17 protein-coding genes are annotated in these 20,982 nt (G+C 37.1%); 2 read left to right on the plus strand and 15 right to left on the minus strand.

Translation table 11 applies throughout. The annotated features are described in order from the left end of the window. Nucleotides 1-14 precede the first annotated feature (14 nt). Entirely contained in the window at nucleotides 15-1,160 is a 1,146-nt protein-coding gene (locus tag NYE23_RS22860; RefSeq protein ID WP_341081423.1) for a sensor histidine kinase, read from the minus strand. A 410-nt stretch (nucleotides 1,161-1,570) separates the two neighbouring features. Between NYE23_RS22860 and NYE23_RS22865 the strand changes: the two genes are divergently transcribed. Together NYE23_RS22865 and NYE23_RS22870 are read left to right on the plus strand one after the other, a co-directional pair. Next, nucleotides 1,571-2,209: a YigZ family protein gene (locus tag NYE23_RS22865; protein ID WP_341081426.1), complete on the plus strand. Its 639-nt coding sequence runs from the start codon at nucleotides 1,571-1,573 to the stop codon at nucleotides 2,207-2,209. Nucleotides 2,210-2,289: 80 nt separating this feature from the next. Then, nucleotides 2,290-3,297, plus strand: a complete 1,008-nt coding sequence (locus NYE23_RS22870) for an LCP family protein (RefSeq protein WP_341081429.1) — start codon at nucleotides 2,290-2,292, stop codon at nucleotides 3,295-3,297. Between the two features lie 77 nt (nucleotides 3,298-3,374). On the opposite strand, the gene NYE23_RS22875 is transcribed toward NYE23_RS22870, so the two are convergent. The 14 genes from NYE23_RS22875 to NYE23_RS22940 all read right to left on the minus strand — a co-directional run bounded on the left by NYE23_RS22875 (nucleotide 3,375) and on the right by NYE23_RS22940 (nucleotide 20,766). Further along, nucleotides 3,375-4,049 (minus strand): hypothetical protein, encoded by a 675-nt coding sequence (locus tag NYE23_RS22875; protein WP_341081432.1) that lies wholly within the window; start codon nucleotides 4,047-4,049, stop codon nucleotides 3,375-3,377. Between the two features lie 2 nt (nucleotides 4,050-4,051). After that, nucleotides 4,052-5,536, minus strand: coding sequence for an O-antigen ligase family protein (locus NYE23_RS22880; protein ID WP_341081434.1), 1,485 nt, complete (start codon nucleotides 5,534-5,536; stop codon nucleotides 4,052-4,054). A gap of 64 nt (nucleotides 5,537-5,600) precedes the next feature. Then, a complete protein-coding gene (locus tag NYE23_RS22885; protein ID WP_341081436.1) occupies nucleotides 5,601-6,308 on the minus strand; it encodes an acyltransferase in 708 nt (235 codons plus the stop codon). 14 nt (nucleotides 6,309-6,322) lie between these two features. Further along, nucleotides 6,323-7,393, minus strand: a complete 1,071-nt coding sequence (wecB, locus tag NYE23_RS22890) for a non-hydrolyzing UDP-N-acetylglucosamine 2-epimerase (RefSeq protein WP_341081438.1) — start codon at nucleotides 7,391-7,393, stop codon at nucleotides 6,323-6,325. Nucleotides 7,394-7,398: 5 nt separating this feature from the next. Then, nucleotides 7,399-8,514: a DegT/DnrJ/EryC1/StrS family aminotransferase gene (locus tag NYE23_RS22895; RefSeq protein WP_341081440.1), complete on the minus strand. Its 1,116-nt coding sequence runs from the start codon at nucleotides 8,512-8,514 to the stop codon at nucleotides 7,399-7,401. Continuing rightward, a complete protein-coding gene (locus tag NYE23_RS22900) occupies nucleotides 8,511-9,752 on the minus strand; it encodes a glycosyltransferase family 4 protein (protein ID WP_341081441.1) in 1,242 nt (413 codons plus the stop codon). Before NYE23_RS22900 ends, NYE23_RS22895 begins: the two co-directional genes overlap by 4 nt. A gap of 35 nt (nucleotides 9,753-9,787) precedes the next feature. Beyond that, the gene (locus NYE23_RS22905; protein ID WP_341081443.1) at nucleotides 9,788-10,816 is read right to left on the minus strand and encodes a glycosyltransferase family 4 protein; all 1,029 of its coding nucleotides are present in this window, start codon (nucleotides 10,814-10,816) and stop codon (nucleotides 9,788-9,790) included. Between the two features lie 125 nt (nucleotides 10,817-10,941). Further along, nucleotides 10,942-12,273: a nucleotide sugar dehydrogenase gene (locus tag NYE23_RS22910; RefSeq protein WP_341081445.1), complete on the minus strand. Its 1,332-nt coding sequence runs from the start codon at nucleotides 12,271-12,273 to the stop codon at nucleotides 10,942-10,944. 19 nt (nucleotides 12,274-12,292) lie between these two features. Then, nucleotides 12,293-13,309 (minus strand): Gfo/Idh/MocA family protein, encoded by a 1,017-nt coding sequence (locus tag NYE23_RS22915; protein WP_341081447.1) that lies wholly within the window; start codon nucleotides 13,307-13,309, stop codon nucleotides 12,293-12,295. Between the two features lie 137 nt (nucleotides 13,310-13,446). After that, nucleotides 13,447-14,784, minus strand: a complete 1,338-nt coding sequence (locus NYE23_RS22920) for a flippase (RefSeq protein ID WP_341081450.1) — start codon at nucleotides 14,782-14,784, stop codon at nucleotides 13,447-13,449. Continuing rightward, complete coding sequence (locus NYE23_RS22925) at nucleotides 14,777-16,021, minus strand: glycosyltransferase (protein WP_341081453.1); 1,245 nt, start codon at nucleotides 16,019-16,021, stop codon at nucleotides 14,777-14,779. Before NYE23_RS22925 ends, NYE23_RS22920 begins: the two co-directional genes overlap by 8 nt. A gap of 83 nt (nucleotides 16,022-16,104) precedes the next feature. Further along, complete coding sequence (locus tag NYE23_RS22930) at nucleotides 16,105-17,163, minus strand: glycosyltransferase family 4 protein (RefSeq protein WP_341081455.1); 1,059 nt, start codon at nucleotides 17,161-17,163, stop codon at nucleotides 16,105-16,107. A 266-nt stretch (nucleotides 17,164-17,429) separates the two neighbouring features. Next, nucleotides 17,430-18,923 (minus strand): cell wall-binding repeat-containing protein, encoded by a 1,494-nt coding sequence (locus tag NYE23_RS22935; protein ID WP_341081458.1) that lies wholly within the window; start codon nucleotides 18,921-18,923, stop codon nucleotides 17,430-17,432. A gap of 118 nt (nucleotides 18,924-19,041) precedes the next feature. Next, nucleotides 19,042-20,766, minus strand: a complete 1,725-nt coding sequence (locus NYE23_RS22940; RefSeq protein ID WP_341081460.1) for a cell wall-binding repeat-containing protein — start codon at nucleotides 20,764-20,766, stop codon at nucleotides 19,042-19,044. Nucleotides 20,767-20,982: the final 216 nt, after the last annotated feature.

Raw genomic sequence — 20,982 nt, forward strand, 5'->3', positions numbered from 1 at the left:
TCTTAAGGTGTTTCTTAGCTTATATTCAATGGCACCTGAATAATGACAATGGTTCCTTTGCCTGGCTTGGAATCTATGGACATCTGGCCTTCCAAAAGTTCCAGCCTTTCACCCATTCCCATAATTCCAAAAGAGCCCGGACGCTTCTCACGTATATTGAACCCTTTTCCGTCATCTTTAATGACTACAGCTACCCTAGAATTGTTAATCTCTATTTTCACTTGAATTTCTTTAGCATCCGCATGTTTGAGAGCATTTGTCACAGACTCCTGAATCAGACGGAACAATGCGACTTCATATTGTGGCGGCAATCGCTTTTCTTCGCCAACATTCGCGAAATATATCTTGGTACTCCTGTGATACTCTTCGATCGTTGTTAAGTATTTTTTGAGGGTAGGTATTAAACCCAGATCATCAAGAGCCATTGGACGCAAATCATAAATGATCCTTCTAACCTCATATAAAGCATTGCGGACCATTTTTTTCAGGTCTTTTATTTCCGTAATGGCTTCATCTGCACCGCGTTCTTTGTATACCCGTTCAATTAAATCGGATCTCATCATGACATTCGCCATCATCTGGGCAGGCCCGTCATGGATCTCACGGGACACTCTTTTTCGCTCTTCTTCCTGTGCTTCGATGATCTTAAGGCCGAAATCCTGTTTGAGCTTCGCGTCTTCAATGATTTCTCCCATTTGTTTCAGATCACTTGTCAGATAGTTCATCACAACCGTTATTTGAGAAATAAGGACTTCCGCTCTATCAATAGTGTCGTTAACACCTATAAGCCTTCTTTCAATATCATCACGGCGATCCCTCAGCTGTTTTTCAAGCTGACGGTTCATGGATAAATCCATTTGAAGCTGATGGGCCTTCTCATATGCTTCACGTACTTCAGACTCCGAATAATCCTTAAAATGCATGCTTACTTCAGAAAGGCGCTTTCTTGCAAACCGGGTTTGCACCTCCAGCCGATCCCCTTCTTCAATTACCTTAAGAACCATTTGCTTAACTTCCATAAGTTCTTCGGTTAAAGTCTTATGGTCGTTACGGCATTGTTCGCCTATACGGAATATTTCATCTTTACTGGTGCCTACTGTTTGAACCATTTTTTCTAGAATAAGATCCAGAGTCTTGGAATCGAATTTCTTAATGCTCATTTACACTCCTCCAAGGGCGTAACCCTTCCGCTATGTACCTTTATTTTAGCGCTAAATGAGCTAAGATACTATGTTTCCAGTCTGAAAATTATACCAGGTTACCTAAAATTCGGTAAAAAGGCTTAGACTTGTGATTTCACCCTATGTCTTATATCCTATATAAAAGCAGGGTAAACATGACTACCTGGGAAAATAATATGTATATTTATACCACATAAAGATTAAAATCGGCGCATTTTTTATTATAGCAGCATAAACATCAGAATTGCTTACATTATAACATGGGAAAAAATGTTCTATATTAAAGTTTCATTACATTCTGTTAAAAAATTGATGTTGGGAAACTTGTCGAATTATAATGAATTTAGCTGATTTTTTTTTGGACAATGAGTTAAGAAAGGAGCGGTTCTGTGCTGCCCTCTTATTATACAGTTAAGGGATACGGAGAAAAGGAAATCGAAATAGAAAGATCCAGGTTTATTGCTCATGTAGGAAGAGCAGAAACAGCAGAAGAGGCCCTGGAATTTATTCAGAAGATTAAGAAGAAACATTCAAACGCCACCCATAATTGTTCTGCCTACTTAATTGGTGAAAACGACCAGATCCAAAAAGCAAATGATGATGGAGAACCAAGCGGCACCGCTGGTGTGCCTATTCTGGAAGTGTTGAAGAAGAAAAAACTAAAAGATACAGTCGTTGTCATAACCAGGTATTTCGGCGGAATAAAGTTGGGAGCAGGCGGTTTGATTCGGGCTTATAGTAAAGCCACCACTGCTGGCCTTGAATCAGCAGGAATTGTTGAAAGAACGCTTATGAGGATTGTCCATACTATAGTTGATTATACCTGGCTAGGGAAATTGGAGAATGAACTTAGATCCTCCATTTATAATATAAAAGAAATCCACTATCTTGACCTTGTTAAGATAGAAACATATGTCAAGTATAGTAAAACTGAACTTTTTGTTGAATGGATAAATGAGCTGACGAATGGGCAAGGAAAATGTCTAGAAGGAAATCATCTATATTTGGAAGAATTAATAAACACCTAAATATTTCTATTATAAAATCTTATAAAGTATTTTATAATTAGTTCCTAGGTTCTCGAAAATTATTACAGAGGATGTTTTGAATGAATAAAAAAGAAACTGCTCCTTTAGACAGGAGAAGAATAAATAAAAAAAAGAGAAGAAGACGCTTACTGTTAACATTATTATTAACTTTATTCCTCACTGTTCTTAGTACTTTGGGATATTTTACATTTAAAACTTATCAGGTAGCAAGTGACTCATTTAGCGATATAGATGGCCGGCAGGAAAAGTCCGAACTAAGAGAAGAACCCGTATACGTGTCATCAGATCCTTTCTCGATTCTTTTACTAGGTGTTGAAAATTATTCTGACGAGTACGATGCAGGGAGATCTGATACTATCCTTGTAGCAACCTTTAACCCTGATAAACAGTCTATGAAGCTTCTTAGCATTCCGAGAGACACGCTTGTGGAGATCCCTGATGAGGGTGAAGATAAAATAAATCACTCCTTTGGTGTTGGCGGTAAAGAAAAAGTGATAGAAACTGTAGAACACTTTTTAGATATTCCCATTGATTACTACGCAACTGTAAATTTTAAGGGTTTTATAAATATTGTTGATATCGTCGGTGGTGTGACTGTTGATGTTCCCTTCAGTTTTAATGACATAAATAGTGAGTGGGATCGTTTTTTCTTTGAAGAAGGAGAGCAAACTCTACAAGGTGAAGAAGCCCTGGTTTATGCCAGGATGCGTAAAAAAGATCCACGCGGAGACTTTGGAAGGAACTATAGGCAGCGCCAGATAGTTAGCGGGTTAATCGATAAGATGTCTTCACCCGCCACATTATTAAAAATCGATGATATTGCTGATGAAATCGGAAAAAATATTGAAACAAATATGAGAATCAAGGAAGCATTAGCCTTTAGAAAGAAATATTCCGATTTTAATTCTTCAATGATTCAACAGCTAGAATTGAAAGGTGAAGATTACAACAACTCTTATGGAACCTACTATTATATTCCTAATGAAGAAAGTGTGGAAGAATTAAAATATACTTTAAAGGAACATCTCGAGTTATCAAATGAAGTTGAGGCTGAAACATCATATTAGCCATAAAAAGAAAAAGGGCCAAGACAAGCAATATGAACGCTTGCCTCGGCTTTTTTTTGCGGGAGTAAAGGTCTAATTTAGTTTTCTTCATTTCTGATGAAGAACTCTGGGATGATAGGTAAAGCGAATGCTACCAATAACCCAACTATTACTCCTAACAATGCATCTCTTACGGGTGATGAAGCCTGTATTTCTACAGAGACTTCTTTATTTAATTCTGTTGGTGTCAAGTCAATCATTCTACCTTTAAGATCGAACAGGAATTTTTCTTTGTCAATCTGCGATTCCGAATTGGTTTCAGCTGCTTCTACTTTGTCAATTTGTGAGGTCAGCAGGGTTTTCTGCTTGTTGTAAGTATTCTCACTCATCTTTAGAAACGCATTTGTTACTTTTTGAGCTTCCTCTTCAACTTTAGAAGAATCATCCCCTGATACAGAAAATATCAATACTCTGCCTGCTTTAGGACTAACAGTCAGATTTGATAATAAGTACTTCACATCCAAATCAATCCCAGTTTGATTGCTCAGCTTTTCTAAAAATGCTTCATTTGGCATTTGATCCTTCATTAACTCTTGATGTGTTAAGCCCTCTTTTTGAAAATTACCCAGCATGATTTCTGATGATGCTGTATAGCTGCTTTGTGCATTTTGAGCAAAAAGATAAGCTAGTCCACCTGTAATAATAGGGACGATTAGAAAAAGAAGCCAAAAACGTTTTATTCTATTTAATATTCTTATTGGTATATCTTTCATTCTTATACCTCCTTTAAATCTAAAGGCTCTTTAATTCGTTTCGCCTGATGCATATTAATAAAGCCTAAGGAAAATCCGAAAAGCAGCCAATGATAATTTAATCCTAATATAGAGCTAGGACTAATTCCAGCTAATGTAAATGCAACCAGAGCAATTAATAAAAATTCTGCTACCATCTTCGTGTTAGAACTCTGTTCATTTTTCCAAATGATGTAGATGTGGTAGATAATTGCTGTGTATAAAGCAAGATATAAAATAGTAATAACAACCCCATAATTCATCAGGATCTCTATTATCCAATTATGCACGTTGAAATCACCGTATGTTGGATAGATCCCTTTATGCTCCATAAAGTACTCAGCGTTTCCTGCACCGACTCCGAAGCCCAGGCTTTCCTTTACTGAATAAAACCCGTTCAGAATTAGGTTCACTCGCTTTTCCATGGAACCTCCGCCGCCAATATCTGATATGCGATTTAAGCTTTGTAATTCACTTAAAATTTTTGTAATTATACTCATCACAACGTCACGAGCAGCAACAGCCCCTAAAGTCCCACCTACTACAAATATACCTAGATAAAACAGTTTTTGCTTTCTATTCAACATGAATAGATACCAAACAGCCAGGCCAAATCCAATTGCAAGCAAATTTGCTCTTGAAGAGGATACAACTATTAGAAACAAAATAAGCAGTATAAATAGAATATTTAATCCCTTAAAGATAATCGTTTTACTGTATGTATAAAAGGTGAGAAACAGGAAGAATGTTACGGAAAGAAAACTGGCAAAATCATTTTCATTTGTAAACACTGCAGTTGGAATACTCTTTTGGTAAGCAGAAGCAGTATATATTCTTGAAATAGGCAGATGTATTTGAAGGAAATGATTTACTAGGCCTATAAAAACTATAAAAGCTCCCATAAACCACCAGATATATGCTACCTTTATGTAGTCTTCATGGTTTCTTAAAAAGTAAATAATAAAAAATGTAAAACCCATCCCAAATCCTAAAAAGACAATACTTTTGAGAGCAGCCGATATACTGTCTGCCCACAGAGTTGACAATATGGCGTATAAAAACCATATAGTCAGGAATAAGATTGGAGGTTTATATGCTAAAGTTGCGTTTATAAAGTCAATCCTCAAATTAAAGAGTATACTTATCACAACTAAAAAAACAAGCAAAATAAACAGAACCCTAAAAGGGAAAATAGAAAAAAAACCAAGATTAAAACTAAAAAATGCTGCTCCTAAAAACGAAGTTGCAATTAATAGAAACACAATATTTTGAATGGATGAGTATTGATCAAACAAGAATTTTTTGTAAATAAGTAATATACCTAATCCCGCTAATAATACAAAAGGAAATATCAATGCTAAGTATCCTTTAAACACCTGACCAATGAGACTACTTAAGAGCAAAGCAATTATTGTAAGGACGGTTATGGTTAAGATCAGATTCATTTTATTTTTTATAGTAAAGTTCATCCATAATCACCCACTTGTAAAAAAGTGTAAAAAAGGATAAGCCTTTTTTACACTTTTCTATTTATTATTGATTCCTGAGCAGTTGATCTTCAGGGACATTTCGAAGCTTCCTAGCCGGGCTGCCGACTACTAAATCTTCACTTTGTACATCCCTAGTTACGACGCTTGCAGCTGCTACTGTACCATCCTCTTCGATCACCCTTCCAGGCAGGATGGTAGAATTGGCACCCACGCGGCCGCCTTTCTTAATGGTAACCCCTTTAAACTTATCGAAACGTTCTTTAGACCTTGCCATATAATTATCATTGGTAGTGACAACATAAGGAGCAATAAAAACAAAATCTTCTAATGTTGAATAAGCAGTTATATAAGAGTTGGTCTCCAGTTTGCATTTGCTTCCTATTGTACAGTCATTCTCAATCGCTACACCGCGCCCTACAATAGTTCTTTCTCCGACAGTAACCCGTTCTCTTATAGTAGCTAAATCAGCAACAAACACATCGTTTTCCAACCTGGCATTTGCATAGATAATGGAGGAAGTCCCTATTGTACAGCCTGATCCAATGACAGTTGGCGGAAGTTGCCCAACCTCAGGTAATATAGAGTTTTTAGCCCTTGCAGGCTGTTTTCCTATGACCACATTATCTTGAATGACAACATTATCACCTATCTCCACACCTTCATAGATAATAACATTATTTCCAATAGTGATATTCTCGCCAAGTTTGACGTGATCCTTAATAAGCACATTTTGTCCTTTAGTTAGAGACATAGTTACAATTCTCCTTAGTTAAAAAATTGGATTATCTTATCCACAATTTTTTCAGATGCCTTGCCATCCCCGTATAGGCCTTCAATATAAGGCTTCTCTTCTTTTTCAGATACCAGGCTGCTTAAGTTATCTTCTAATGGATTAACAAGCTCGTTCCAGCCAGCATGAACCGTCTCAACCCATTCTGTTTCATTTCTTAAAGTAAAGCATGGAACTTTTGCAAAATAAGCCTCTTTTTGCACTCCACCAGAATCAGTAACTATGGCAGATGCATTTTTCTCTAGAGTCAGCATTTCTAAATAGCCAGCAGGTTCTACAATTTGAAGACTGCTTGTTGAATCATTAGGAACTATATTTAGCTCTTCAAGCTTCTTTTTTGTTCTTGGATGTAAAGGAAGAATAACTTTTTGATTTAAACTCCCCAACTGATTAATGATAGCCGTCAACCTATCCGGGCTATCCGTATTTTCTGCCCGGTGGATAGTCGCCAATATGTATTCTTTTGGCAGCACCCCATATTGACTTAGGGTATCCTTTGATTTGGCGAGTTCAGTATTGTATAAAACTGCATCATACATAACATCGCCAACATTAAATACGTTTTCAGTTACACCTTCACTGCTTAAATTGTTCACAGCAGTTTCTGTAGGTGTAAATAGAATAGAAGAAATATGATCCGTAAGCACTCGGTTTACTTCTTCAGGCATTTTTTTATTATAGCTCCTCAGCCCTGCTTCGATATGAATGACAGGAATGTGAAGCTTGGCTGCACTCAATGATCCTGCAATGGTTGAATTAGTATCCCCATATACAAGTACAGCATCAGGTTTTTCTTTAATAAGAATTTCCTCAATTTTAATTAACATCTCCCCTGTCTGATACCCATGTGTACCGGACCCTACCTGCAAATTGTAATCAGGTTTGGGGATCTGAAGCTCTTCAAAGAAAACACCTGCCATTTTATGATCATAATGCTGGCCAGTGTCTACTATAATTTCCTCAAAGTGTTTTCTCAATACTCTCGATACAGGAGCAAGTTTAATGAATTGCGGCCTTGCACCGACTACAGTGACGATTTTTTTCATTTAATTTATGCCTCCTTAAAAAAGTCAGCAATCTTAGAAACGACATATTCCTGCTGTTCAGGCTTTAGTTCCGGGAACATTGGTAAAGATAGAGCCTGTTCACAAGCCTTTTCTGTAACAGGCAGATCTCCCTCTTTATATCCCAGTTCGCTGAAAACAGGCTGCAGATGAAGCGGCTTTGGATAGTAAACCATGGTAGATACACCATTTTCACGCAGATATTGCTGGAGTTCATCTCTTTTCTCCACACGGATAGTATACTGATGGAATATATGATAATTATCTTCCTTGATGAATGGAGTTTTTACCTTATCCCCTAATTTTTCGTTTAATAGCTCAGTATAATATTCAGCTTTTTCTCTTCTCTGCTTGCTCCAATCATTTAGGTGCGGAAGCTTTACATTCAAAATAGCTGCCTGCATTTCGTCGAGGCGGCTATTATAGCCTAATACATGGTGGTAGTATTTCGGTTTACTTCCATGTACACGGATGACACTCATCTTTTCTGCAAGAACTTCATTATTGGTTACAATCATTCCGCCGTCGCCATATCCGCCAAGATTCTTGGTAGGGAAAAAGCTGAAACAGCAGGTAGTTCCCAATTCTCCTGGCTTCTTCCCCTTATATTCAGCACCTATTGCCTGAGCTGCATCTTCCACTACACTTAAATTATGCTGATTAGCTATTTCCATAATTTCATCCATATCAGCCATTTGGCCATATAAATGAACAGGTATAATTGCCTTTGTCTTATCTGTAATTGCTGCTTTTATTTTCTTAGGATCAATATTAAATGTTAATGGATCAATATCTACAAATACAGGTGTAGCACCAATACGTGCAACTGCTCCAGCAGTGGCAAAAAAAGTAAATGAAGGAACGATTACCTCATCTCCAGGCTGTACCCCGCAAGCAACTAATGAGATGTGAAGTGCGTCACTTCCATTAGCTACACCAACTCCAAATTTAACATTACTATAGTCTGCAACATCCCGTTCAAGTTTTTTAACATTAGGCCCCAAAATAAATTGAGTATTTTCCATAACATCTTCTAGGGATGCTAAGATTTCCTTTTTTAAACTTTGATATTGTTCAGATAGATCAAGCATAGGTACCTTCATGATAACAAACCTTCTTTCTTTGTATTTGATGAACATACGTTTAAGAATTTTTCAGCGAGCTTTTCAATATTATGATGCTCATTAGCATATTGGAAAGCCTTATCTTTAATTTGTTTAACTTCCTCTTCACTTAAATGCAAGAGGATTTCTATGCCTTCCGCAAACTCCACAGGATCTTCGGGCTGTACAGTAACACCAGCCCCAGAAGCCTCAATTATATTATTTAAGACATTGCCGGCAAATATAACCGGCTTCCCTGCCAGCAAGTAATCATTAAGCTTGTTAAGGCTGATCCCGTACTTATATAGGGAAGTATTTAACATAGAGACCATTAAAATATCTGCTAAGTTCAAAGTAGATAATACTTCCTCTTTAGGAATACTTTCAAAAAAGTAAATATTTGAAAAAGGTTCAGCCAGTTTTTTTAAGGTAGACTTTTCTGCACCTTCCCCAATAAAAACCAGGGCTATTTGCTTGGAGTCTAAATACTTGGCACTTTGTACGATGGTATCCAGTGCATTAGCATGTCCATGGGATCCTATATACATAGCAATCTTTTCATGGTTTTCCCTTATTTTATTGATTTCTCCCTCTAAAGAAGGCTGATTAGTTAAATCCTCAATACGGGACATATGGATGCCATTAGGGATATAGTATATTTTGTTTCTGTCTATCCCTAAACTTGCAATGTAATCTGCTGCTCCAGGTAACGTCACAATAATTTTTTCCGCCTTTTTATATACGAACCTTTCTATGATTCCCAATAAAATGGCCAGAGGATGCCTCTCAGTTATTACACCAAAATCAATCAAAGTCCTTGGCCATAGATCCCTAATTTCAACAACATATTTCGCCTTTAATAACTTACTCAAGAAATAAGCTGCAAGGCAGGCAAAAAGATGGACAGATGAACCTACAATAACATCAGGCTTCTCCTTCCTCTTTTTGAGCCCTCGGAATATAGCCAAAATAAAATAACTAATCCAATTTAAAAGGCGTTTAGGTCCATTTCCAAAGTAAGGAAGACTCCACAGCCATTCAAAAATTACTCCATTAACGTTTTCCTGATAGTTTTTCTTTCGTGGATTTCTCCACTGAAAACGAAAGACATTAAAACTGCTGGCGAAAATTGTAACTTGATGCCCTTTTTTTACAATTTCGTTCGATAAATCATAATGTCTTGTAATCCCACTCTCATTTGGCTTTAACGCAACATGATTAAGAATCCATAGTTTCAATTTACCACCAACTTAAATTATAAGGCTTTGGCTGCTTATAGAGTTTTATATAACTCAATGAGTTTTTCTGCTTCAACGTCCCAATTATATTTCTCTTCTACGGCATTCCTGCCATTTCTCCCCATTCTTTCGGCTTCTGCTCTGTTTTCTGTAATCTGATTTATGGCATTGGAAATTTCATAGGGATTTAATGGATCTGCACAAATACCGCAGTCGTTTCCTTCTATAATTTCTTTCCACAAATCAAAATGGGAGGCTATAACCGGTATGCCTGCAGACATGTATTCAAACATTTTATTTGGCTGTGCATTATTGTGATTAGGTGCTGGATGATATAAAACCAGCCCCGCCAAACTTTTAGCCATTGTTTCAGCGACTCTTTTTCTGTCTGCGAATCCCAAATCAATAACCTGTTCCCATCCAGCTGTATTTTGAGCCTTTTCTTTTAATGATGGAGGGGAGAAATTACCGCCTAAAAAAAGTTTAGAATCTGTATAAGAAATAGCCTCTAACATCTCTTCAATTCCGCGAATCTTATTAATACCGCCAATAAAACAAACTGCTTTCTTTTTTTCATCCCACCCGGAATCAGGCACATATAACTCCGACAAAATGGGATAATTATTTACATTAATAGCCCGACACCCAAGCTTTTTAAATCTTTCAGTTATATGTGGGGTAGCTGCTATAACCGCATCGAACTTCCTTGCTGAAAAATTTTCGAATTTTTCAAATGCCCATGAAACCGCTGACCTTATCTTTCCGTTAATCCAAGCTTTGGAGAGAATTTGCCTTGGCACATCTTCATGAATATCATAGATGACTTTTTTACCTTTAAGCTTCAAAAGAAGCCCAAAAAAGATCATTTCTGGGTCATGAATGTGATAAATGTCTGCATTCTCTTGGGCAGCCCTCTGATAAACTTTATAGGAGGCTTTCAGCAGCCTCGTTGCACGCGATGTAATGTTCAATTTTACAGCAATGATATTGACACCGCGGTCAGTATGATCGGCTTCTTCAGGAACTACTAAATTGACATTAAATCCTTGCTCAGCAAGGCTCACGCATTCCTTCCTGAATATCCTTGTATCCTTGGAAGGATGTGAGGAGGTTATATGGCAAACTTTCATTAACTAATCATTCCCTAAAAAAATGTAGTTAGAACCAGAATTATTCTGGTTCTAAGCGTTTATAAACGGTAATATCCTTTATGCTGAGATCCGATTTCCTTCATCGCATTTCGGGTATCGAATATTAGCTCTGTCTTTTTGGCGATATGATTATAGTCAAAATCGCTATGATCTGTAAGAATTAATACTAGATCCGCTTCTTCCAATAATTGATCTGTCAATTTCCGGGTTTCAACACTCATATCACATGATCTAAATGCCTTTACGTATGGATCCACAACTGTCCAGTCCGCACCAGCTTCGTTTAAACCTTCGATTACTTTTAGTGCTGGTGATTCACGTACATCATCTATATCCTTTTTATAAGCTACACCAAGAATTAACACCTTTGCTCCATTCAGAGCCTTTTTGTTTTTATTTAGAAGCTCCATTGAGCGGCTAACAACAAACTCAGGCATGCTATTATTAATCTCACCTGCAAGTTCAATAAGGCGTGTATGATAGTTATATTCCCTTGCTTTCCATGTTAAATAGAATGGGTCGATAGGAATACAATGCCCGCCTAGGCCTGGACCTGGATAGAAGGCCATAAAGCCGTATGGTTTTGTAGCTGCTGCATCGATTACTTCCCACACATCAATGCCCATCCTGTCACAGAGGATAGCCATTTCGTTAGCTAATGCTATATTAATATGTCTAAATGTATTTTCAAGGATCTTCTCCATTTCAGCTACTGCCGGGCTGGAAACCTCATGAACGTCACCCTCAAGTACATTTCTATATAGCGAGCTGGCTATCTGTGTGCAAGCTTTAGTGATGCCTCCAATAACCTTTGGAGTGTTTTTTGTATTATAATGCTTATTTCCTGGGTCAACTCGTTCAGGTGAATATGCAAGGAAAAAGTCTTCTCCGCATCTTAATCCGGTTTCTTCAAGAATTGGCTTTAATACCTCTTCAGTAGTGCCTGGATAAGTAGTACTTTCCAAAACAACGAGCATACCAGGGTGCAAGTGTTTTGCGATTTCTTTTCCTGAACTTTCAACATAAGATGTATCAGGCTGCTGATAAATATCTAGAGGTGTAGGTACACAAATTGCAACTGCATCAACTTCTTTGATATGAGAATAGTCTGTTGTTGCAAAGATTTTCCCTTCATTTACTAATTCTTTTAACTCTTCGTCTACAACATCACCGATATAATTTATGCCGCTATTAACCATGTCTGTCCGGGATGCCTGTACATCAAACCCGATCACCTTGTACCCGGCTTTGGCCTTTTCCACAGCAAGGGGCAAACCCACATAACCTAGTCCAACAACACCGATTGTTGCTTCTTTGGCCATTATTTTATCCATAAGTTCGTTTCCAATTTTATTAAGAGTTTCTGACATTTTAAATCCCTTCCTTATCTTATGATAGTTTTACCGGAGTATTATTTTCAGCAGAATGATCAAGTGCAAGAACCAGCTGCAGTGCTTTTCTGCCATCTTCACCAGTCACAATTGGCTCTCTATTTTCTTTTATTGACTCTACCATGTCTTCTATAATACATTGGTGCCCCGGTTTGCCAATCGGATTATTTTTAATGTTTGCTTTTAACTCTTCTACATTGTCTTCATTTACAGATTCCATATTCCAGTGTTCAATAAGACTTGCTGTTACACCGCCAACCTTTACTGTACCCTTTTCTCCGAAAACACTAATCGTTTCCTCTAGATTTTTAGGATATATGGTAGTCGCAGCCTCAATTACACCAAGAGCGCCATTTTTGAACTTGACGACACCAGTTGAAACGTCCTCTGTTTCAATGTTCCTAAGCCGGGTAGCAGCCATACTATAGACTTCATCAACATCACCCATAAGCCAGATAAGCAAATCTAAATTGTGGATGGCTTGATTCATGAGTACTCCACCATCTAAAGCTTTGGTGCCCCTCCAAGCTGCCTGCTGATAATATTCATCATTTCTGTTCCAGCGAACAGTTGCATTCGCATGGCTGAGTTTCCCAAATTTGCCGTCTGCCATTGCCTTTTTAAGTTCAATCATGACAGGTCTGAAACGGTTGGGATGAACAACTGAAAGTTTAACATCATTCTCTTTGCAGGCCTCTATTATGGCATCAGTATCTTCAAGGGTAAGTGCAATTGGCTTTTCAATAACAATATGTTTTTTAGCATTTGCACATTTCACAGCAATGGAAGCGTGAAAACCACTAGGAGTGCATATATTCACTACATTGATTTGATCATTTTTAAGCATTTCATCTAAATCTTCATAAGTTTGAGCCTCATAGTCCTCAACATATGGAGTCATCCTATTGGGGTCGGTGTCACAAACCGCCAATAAATTAGCACCTTCTGAATTCTTGATAGCTTCCGCATGTTTTTTGGCAATATGCCCACACCCAACAATAGCAAAATTTATCATTTTTTTTGCCCTCTCTTTCTACTCCTATTTTTAAACAAAAAAATTTAATAAGTAAAGCAATAACCATGTGTTTCGCATAATGTTCATTTTTCAACTTATCTATTAGGTTAAGATTGATATTCGATTAATGACAGAAGTTAGCCAGAACCAGCATTTAAACGCCTAAATATTAAAGACATCAAATTTTTTATTCTGAGGAAATCAGAGCGGTCAATTAATAGAAACTGTCTATATGACAAACCTGTAATGCGGTGAAAAATAACTATTTTTATAATAAAACTAATGAAATAAGAAATAGTGGTAGCATATGCAGCACCAGATACTCCTAATTTTGGCACGAGAATCAGGTTCAAAGTAACATTGCCCACAACATTTATAATAGCAACATACATATTAAGCTCAGGCTTGCCACGGCCTGCTATATCATTTGACAATACTTTTTCAACTGCAAGCAACATAATTCCCGGCAAAAGAATCTTAAGCAGCAAAGAGCTTTCTTCGTATTGTGATCCAAAGAAAAGATCAAAAACCAGGTCTGATAGCAAAAAGGCAAAAATTCCGCCAATAAGGGTTATAAAAGCAATGTTCCTGGAAACAATTGCTGTTACTTTATCACGCTCTCCTTTATCAGTTGTTGAGGAAATCCTGGGAAATAGGACACTTGAAATAGCTACTGCCAATATGGTGATTCTCTCTCCCACATTTACAGAAACAGTATAAATCCCTACAGAAGCCGAGCTTACAAAATAGCCTAAAATTAGAATATCAAGTCTGTAATTCAAAAAGGTCATAGCATTACTGATGTGCGCTTTGATGCCATAATTAATGGCTTTCTTTAAATATAGGGTATCAAATTCCCCTCCAGTAACATCTACTTTCTTTTTCCTCAAATAATAAAAAATGGTTATCACAATAATAATATTAGCCAAAACAAATGCAATTATCGCACCATTTAGCCCAAGTCCGCCCAATATCACTAAAAGTGCAACCAAAGTTAGTAAGAATGCCTGAAAATAAACCATCAATTTATTAAAACTTTTGAAGTCCTGCAATCCATGGAAAACGGTCATAAGCATTTCCTTTATAAACATAAAAGGCAATGCCGCAAGAACAAGATAGAGCAGGCTAACATCTATCCCTTTAAAAAACTGGCCTGAAAAGAAATAAATGAAAATAAAGCCAAAAACTACAGCTATACCGCTTAAAATGAAAGAAACTAAAATATTCGTTTTAATCACGTTTGTAACAGAGATATTACCTTTGCTAATAAAATATGTAGTAGACGTATTAAGCCCAAGCGTCAGAAAAGTTACTAAAAGCAGAGGCAATAAGGTAATTAAAGAGTATTGCCCTTGGCCTTCGGGCTGTAGATAGCGTGCCAAAATGACTATTAGCAATACTCCCAAAATAATATTAGACATCTGCCTTACAATGGTACTAACAGTATCAGAAATAAACTTTTTATTTTTATCCATCTTGTTCACCACTGCTTAGCAAGTCCTCTCGGAAATCTGTATAGTTTTTGGCTGCGTTATATCTTTTCTCCCAAGTTTCTCTTGCATTCGTTCTTAATGCTTCTTTTTCCTCGTTAGAGAGATGATAAAATTCTCCGAAATAAGAAGATAATTGCTCCGGACTTATATCAACTGGCAAAAGTTTCCCGGAAGTATCGCTAACGATTTCCGGGACTCCTCCTACCTCTGTGGCATATGCAGGTATTCCATATCTGAATGCCTCCATTATTGTAACAGGGATTCCTTCGGATGAGCTTACGTTTACAAAAAGGTCAACAGGATGTTTTTTATAAAATTGCACTACTTCTGAATTGGTTAAATTACCCTCTAGTCTTGCATCGATGTTAGGCGGCAGAGCCTTTACTAATTCTTGGATTTTCTTTTCTTCCGGACCCGACCCAATGTGATGCCACACAACTGGTATATCCAGCTTCTTAAGAGCTGTAACGATAATCTCTACCCTTTTAACTGGTACAAGGTAGGAGCAGCTAACAATTACCAGCTCTTTTCCTATCGAAGCATCATTTCGATAATCATCACCATCAATCCCCAGTCTGCTTACCTTAATATGGTCAGGTGATATCCCTGTATACTTATTGAGCAAATAATTCTTTCCCTGCTGTGAAATTGTAAACAAACGAGTCAATTCTTGAATAACTTTAAATTGAAATGGTATGTATGGAGGTTTATGCCTTTCAGCATAAAGATCTCCACCATGGGCTCTGGAGTAAACGACTATATCATTTAATTTTTCTTTCAATAAAACAGCACCTAATGCCGATGGATTCTGCCAATAACAATAAATTATATACTTGCCCCGATCTTCTTCATTGTTAAAGTAGGTAACCAAACTATCTCGGGCAATCTTAGCCCACCCAAGCCAATTCATCATAGCAGCCACTCCGCGGACTCCATGACCTTGTGAAATCTTAAGTTCTTTCAGCAGCCACTCACTCATTTGACGGTCAATCAATGAGTTAAGAATCGATTTGATCTTCGCTGACCTTCCATTTTTCATATCATAAATACGTACATTATTAGGAACTTCTCTTTTTTCCTTTCTTGCATTTGCATACATAGGAAAAATTATAATTTCCTCAAACGACTCGCTTAAATATTTTATTTCCGTTTCTAAAAATGCTTCAGCATGCCCAAAAGGAAATGAGTGAGTGAAAAGGATTAGATTCTTTTTCTTCAAAATAAATCACCTTCCAACAAAAAAACCGAAAGTGAAAATTCACTTACGGTCGCAGTCTATTTTTTAGATTACGGTCGCAGCATTTAGAGGCGCCCTCTGACCTTTCGGAAAAACTTTATAAAAGGCTTATATTTATCATTGACCAGACCAATAATCTCAGCAATAATCTGTGCCATTATCAATAAGGCAAATAGAATAATTAAAGACCCCCACAAAGTAGATGTGGAAAATAATATGGCACTTATACTAAATAGTATTCCCAGCAGGTAAATAACCAATACAGTATTTCTATGAGATAGACCTAAAGCTAATATTCTATGGTGCAAATGCGATTTATCAGGAGCAGATATTGGCTTTTTATTGATAACTCTTCGGATTATCGCAAATGCAGTGTCAAACACTGGCACTCCAAGTATGATAACCGGAACAATAGTACTGAATAAAGTTACACTCTTGTATAACCCCAGTAGCGAAAGAACTGCTATTGCATACCCTAGGAAGAGAGCTCCGGTATCCCCCATAAAAATTTTAGCTGGATGAAAATTATAAAAAAGGAATCCAACAGTGCTGGCCAGCACAATTACGGCAAGTGTTAATATTAGAAACTTACCGTGAATCCCTGCCATAATACCTATGGTCGCTATCCCAATTGCTGAAATGCCTGCAGCAAGTCCATCCAGACCATCAATTAAATTCACAGCGTTAGTAATTGCCACGATCCATAATACCGTGATTGGAATCGCAAGAATTCCAAGATTAAATTTTTCCAAAAAAGGTATAGAAATATAATCAATTGTCAATCCTGTACTTACAACTACCGCTGCAGCCATTATTTGGCCGATCAGTTTATATTTGGCCGATAACTCATATTTATCATCCAGAATACCAATAATAACAATGATAAACGCACCAATTATGATACCAGTCATTTTCTGTGTATATAGACCAGCGGCAAAATAGCCGGCAATCACGCCGATAAAGATAGCCAAGCCACCTAAACGGGGCATAATTTTAGCATGTACCTTTCTTTGATTGGGCTTATCTGTTGCATTTATTTTTATGGCAAGTTTTATAATAAATGGTGTTACAGCCAAAACCGTGACTAAAGAGACAAAAAAAGCAAATATTAATTGTATAGTCATTTCGACTTCCCCTTTTTGAAGTTGAAAAATATAATTTTCAATCCTTCATTAGTTTACCACATGACAAGCATTATTCAATTTATAACAAATTAATTTTTCATTACATTTGTTTCAAATGGCACAGATGTACCAAATTTGTTCTTACTGTACTTAATTTTAATACTAAACTTTTCTGTGTCAATTATTATTTTCCTATTTAAAACCTGCTTCAAACCATGCAATTAAAGGAAAATCCCTCTTGGCTTCACCAACAGGGATTTAATTAATTATTTTTTATTATAATAATTCATAATTCCTTTATATATTGCATCCGCAGCTCTTTGCCTAAAGGTATTGTCAGCAAGCTTCTTAGCATCCTCGGGGTTGGATATAAATGCAATTTCAACCAGGACACTTGGTATTTTAGTGTATTTAATGACATAAAAGCTTCCTTGCTTTACTCCCCTGTCATTTGTTCCCATAGCCTTTACGAGTTCCTTTTGGATTTCTTCTGCAAGAAGCTTACTGTCTGCCGAGGCATATGCAGTATTATAGTAAGTCTCTGTTCCATTTGCAGAAGAACCAGAATAAGCATTTACATGTATACTTACAAATAAATCGGCACCCTTACTATGCGCCATCTGTACGCGCTCATCCAAAGTCGGGTATGTATCAGTATTCCTGGTCATCATTACTTTAGCTAATGAATCGTAAAGGCGAGCATTAACCCTTTTGGAAACATCCAGAACGATATCCTTTTCAAACATTCCATTACCAGAAGCTCCTGGGTCACTCCCGCCGTGGCCAGGATCTATCATAATGGTCTGCCCCACTGTCGGACCTCCTAGGATATTACTTATGCTGGCAGACACAGAAGCAGATCCCCCTAATATAGTAAAGCCCTGATATCCATTATTTATAATAGAATCCTTAGTAGCAGCAGGTATACTGGATGAGGTTAATAAAATTGGGTTATTCCTCTTAGCCGCCAAAACGGAACCTGTTAAAGCATCAGCAAAATTCATACCTGTTGCAACAAAAGCTTGGGATTGCGACTTGTAATAGCGATTGGCAATATTAGACGCAACAGCAAAACGATCTTTTCCATCTATCCTTATTGCATTTGGCAGACTATTAAAGACATTTTGCGATACACTCCCAGTTCCTCCGACTACAATTGTTTGATTTACGTTCCATTGGGTAATAATATTTTTAGTAGACGCCGTCATACTATTTGTATTCGTTAACAAAATGGGATACCCATTTCTGGCTGCATATGGAGCAATTGCAAGCGCATCCGGGAAATTCAACCCATATGCTACGACCACTCTATCCTTTTTCCCAATAAACTTAGCAATATTATTAGCAACCTCATATCGGTCCTGTCCCGAAATTCTATTAACGGAAATGCCCATAGCTCTTAATTCAGTAATTACTTGGTCAGACACACTTGCTTTTCCGCCTACAATTGTAACACTTTTTGCATTTAGTCTAATAATTTCCTGTTTTGTAACACTCGTAAGCTTCCCCGCATGAGTTAAAAGAATTGGTCCATTTAGTTTATAAGCTAACGGGGCAGCAGCCAATGCATCTGCATAGGCAGTATAATTAGCTAAAACCACATTAGCAGAAGTCGACCAGCCCTTTTTTGAAACATTTACAGCAACCTCAAAACGATCCTGTCCGCCCAGTCTAGTTGTGTAACCTTCTGCTGACGTCTGAACTGCAAGAAGCATGCTAAATGTAAATGTCAGCAAAAAAGTTACAAGTAATTTTTTCATTACTTTGCCTCCCTAATTAATCTCTCTCTTATTTTATCGGAAATATTCGACAGGATTCTATAAAAATTCCAAAAAAAAAATAAATTAGTAGTATCGTCTTACATCATTTAAGACTATGCTAATAATGAATTCTTACATAAGAATCTTTTAAAAGCCTATCAAACTGTGTTTTTACAGAATGGTACCCTGTTGCGTAAAAACCCTTTTGGGGGTTGTAACTTCCGTATATATTCACTGCAGCATTAAGTTTTGTTTGGAGTTTTGCATCCTCCAACTCAAGCTTCCGAATTGGAAGTGATATTGTCTTTCCTGAGAATCTGTCTGTGTATACCGAGATAAAATAGGTGGTTTTTAAAGGATGAATCTCACCGGATTCCTCCAGTTCTTTTAAGGCTTGGCCTATAAGAGCATGTGGCGGATGCCCATCATGCCATGACATGGACCTAAATTCGGCATCAGGGAACTTAGATAGGTAATTCCGTATTTCGTTTTTAATATTTTCTTTATTGAAGGTTCCATCCTCAAGTGTATTATCAAGAGCGTGGTCTTCTTTTACACCTAAAGTATTCGCTGCACTAAAATAATCATTTAAGCGGATATCCCCAAACTCTTTCAAAGTTATGTAGCCATGCAAAAAACCTTCTTTTCCCGGATCATGATAAACACCATGCCACCAGCACCAAATCGGGGCATTATTCATATGCTTTGCTCTCGATTCTTCATCGTAATGACCATTTACAATCTCTCTAGCAACAGAATCGGAACCTTTTGAAAAAATACCTAAATATACATTTCGGTTTTTATTTAATTGATTCAATATATCAATGCCAAAGGTTAGCACCTCGTCATCAGCATGTGGCACGAGATAAATAATAGGATCAGACGACTTTTTATGAAAATGGATATCCGAAATGGCATTGTCACTTACCGAAGCTCGGCCTCCAAGTACAACCACGTTATTAACAATATTGTTTTCAAAAACATCAAGAGACTCGGAAGGTACAAAATCACTTCTCGTCAATACGATGGACGCCTTCTCTTTAGCTGCAGCAACCGAACCAGTTAAAGCATCGGCAAATGACATTCCAGTGGCTAAATAAATCGAGTCTGCAGGCATTTTTTCTTTATAAACATTTGCGGCAACCTCAAATCTATTTTTGCCGCCTATTCTCTCCGGCCTTGGAAGCGCTCTTTCTACTAATTTACTTACACTGGCTTCTCCGCCAATAATTAAAGACATGCTTACCTTTTGCATTTTTATTAAATCTGCTGCTTGTACAGGCAGTGAATTTGGCCTGGTTAAAAGAATCGGCACTTGATTTATGGCTGCATAGGAAGAGATAGATAGTGCATCTGGATAATTTAATCCATCTGCAATAATGACACTTTCCCAGTTATTTATTATTTTGGCTACATTGGCTGATACCTCAAATCGATCCTTACCAGAAATTCTCTCAACATCTTTAATACCTAATAAACGAATTTGATTTAGGACAGAATCCGATACACTGGCTTCTCCCCCAACAACCACAACTTTGTTTGGAACTAATCTCTTAATTTCTATTTTGGTAGCCTCTGTAAGTTTAGTTGCATGTGTTAGTAAAATAGGAGCATCATATTTATAAGCAAGCGGACCCGCTGATAAGGCATCCGCAAAAGCGTTATAGTTAACCAACAAAACAGTATTTGCGCCATACCACTTTTTTGATACATTTACTGCTACCTCAAAACGGTCTTCCCCCCCAAGCCTTTCCGGAAGGTCATCAGCCATTACCCCATTTATGTGAAGGAATAAGCTACAAAGAATATAAACTAAAAAACTATAAAAAAACTTTTTTTTCAATTTTGTTCCATCTCCCTGTTATAGCTGACTCATAAACCCTACTAATTACCCTATTCCCTTTGGTCGAATAAACCTAAATACCCCCTTAATTTCCCTTCAATCTCATAAATTAGTTAATTTTACATATTTGTATATTAGCACATTTTTACTATTTTATATTACAAATGCACTAGTTTCCATAATTTACATTTGTGTTAGGTATAAAAATGGCCGCAA

The organism is Cytobacillus sp. FSL H8-0458 (assembly GCF_038002165.1).
Classification (GTDB): domain Bacteria; phylum Bacillota; class Bacilli; order Bacillales; family Cytobacillaceae; genus Cytobacillus.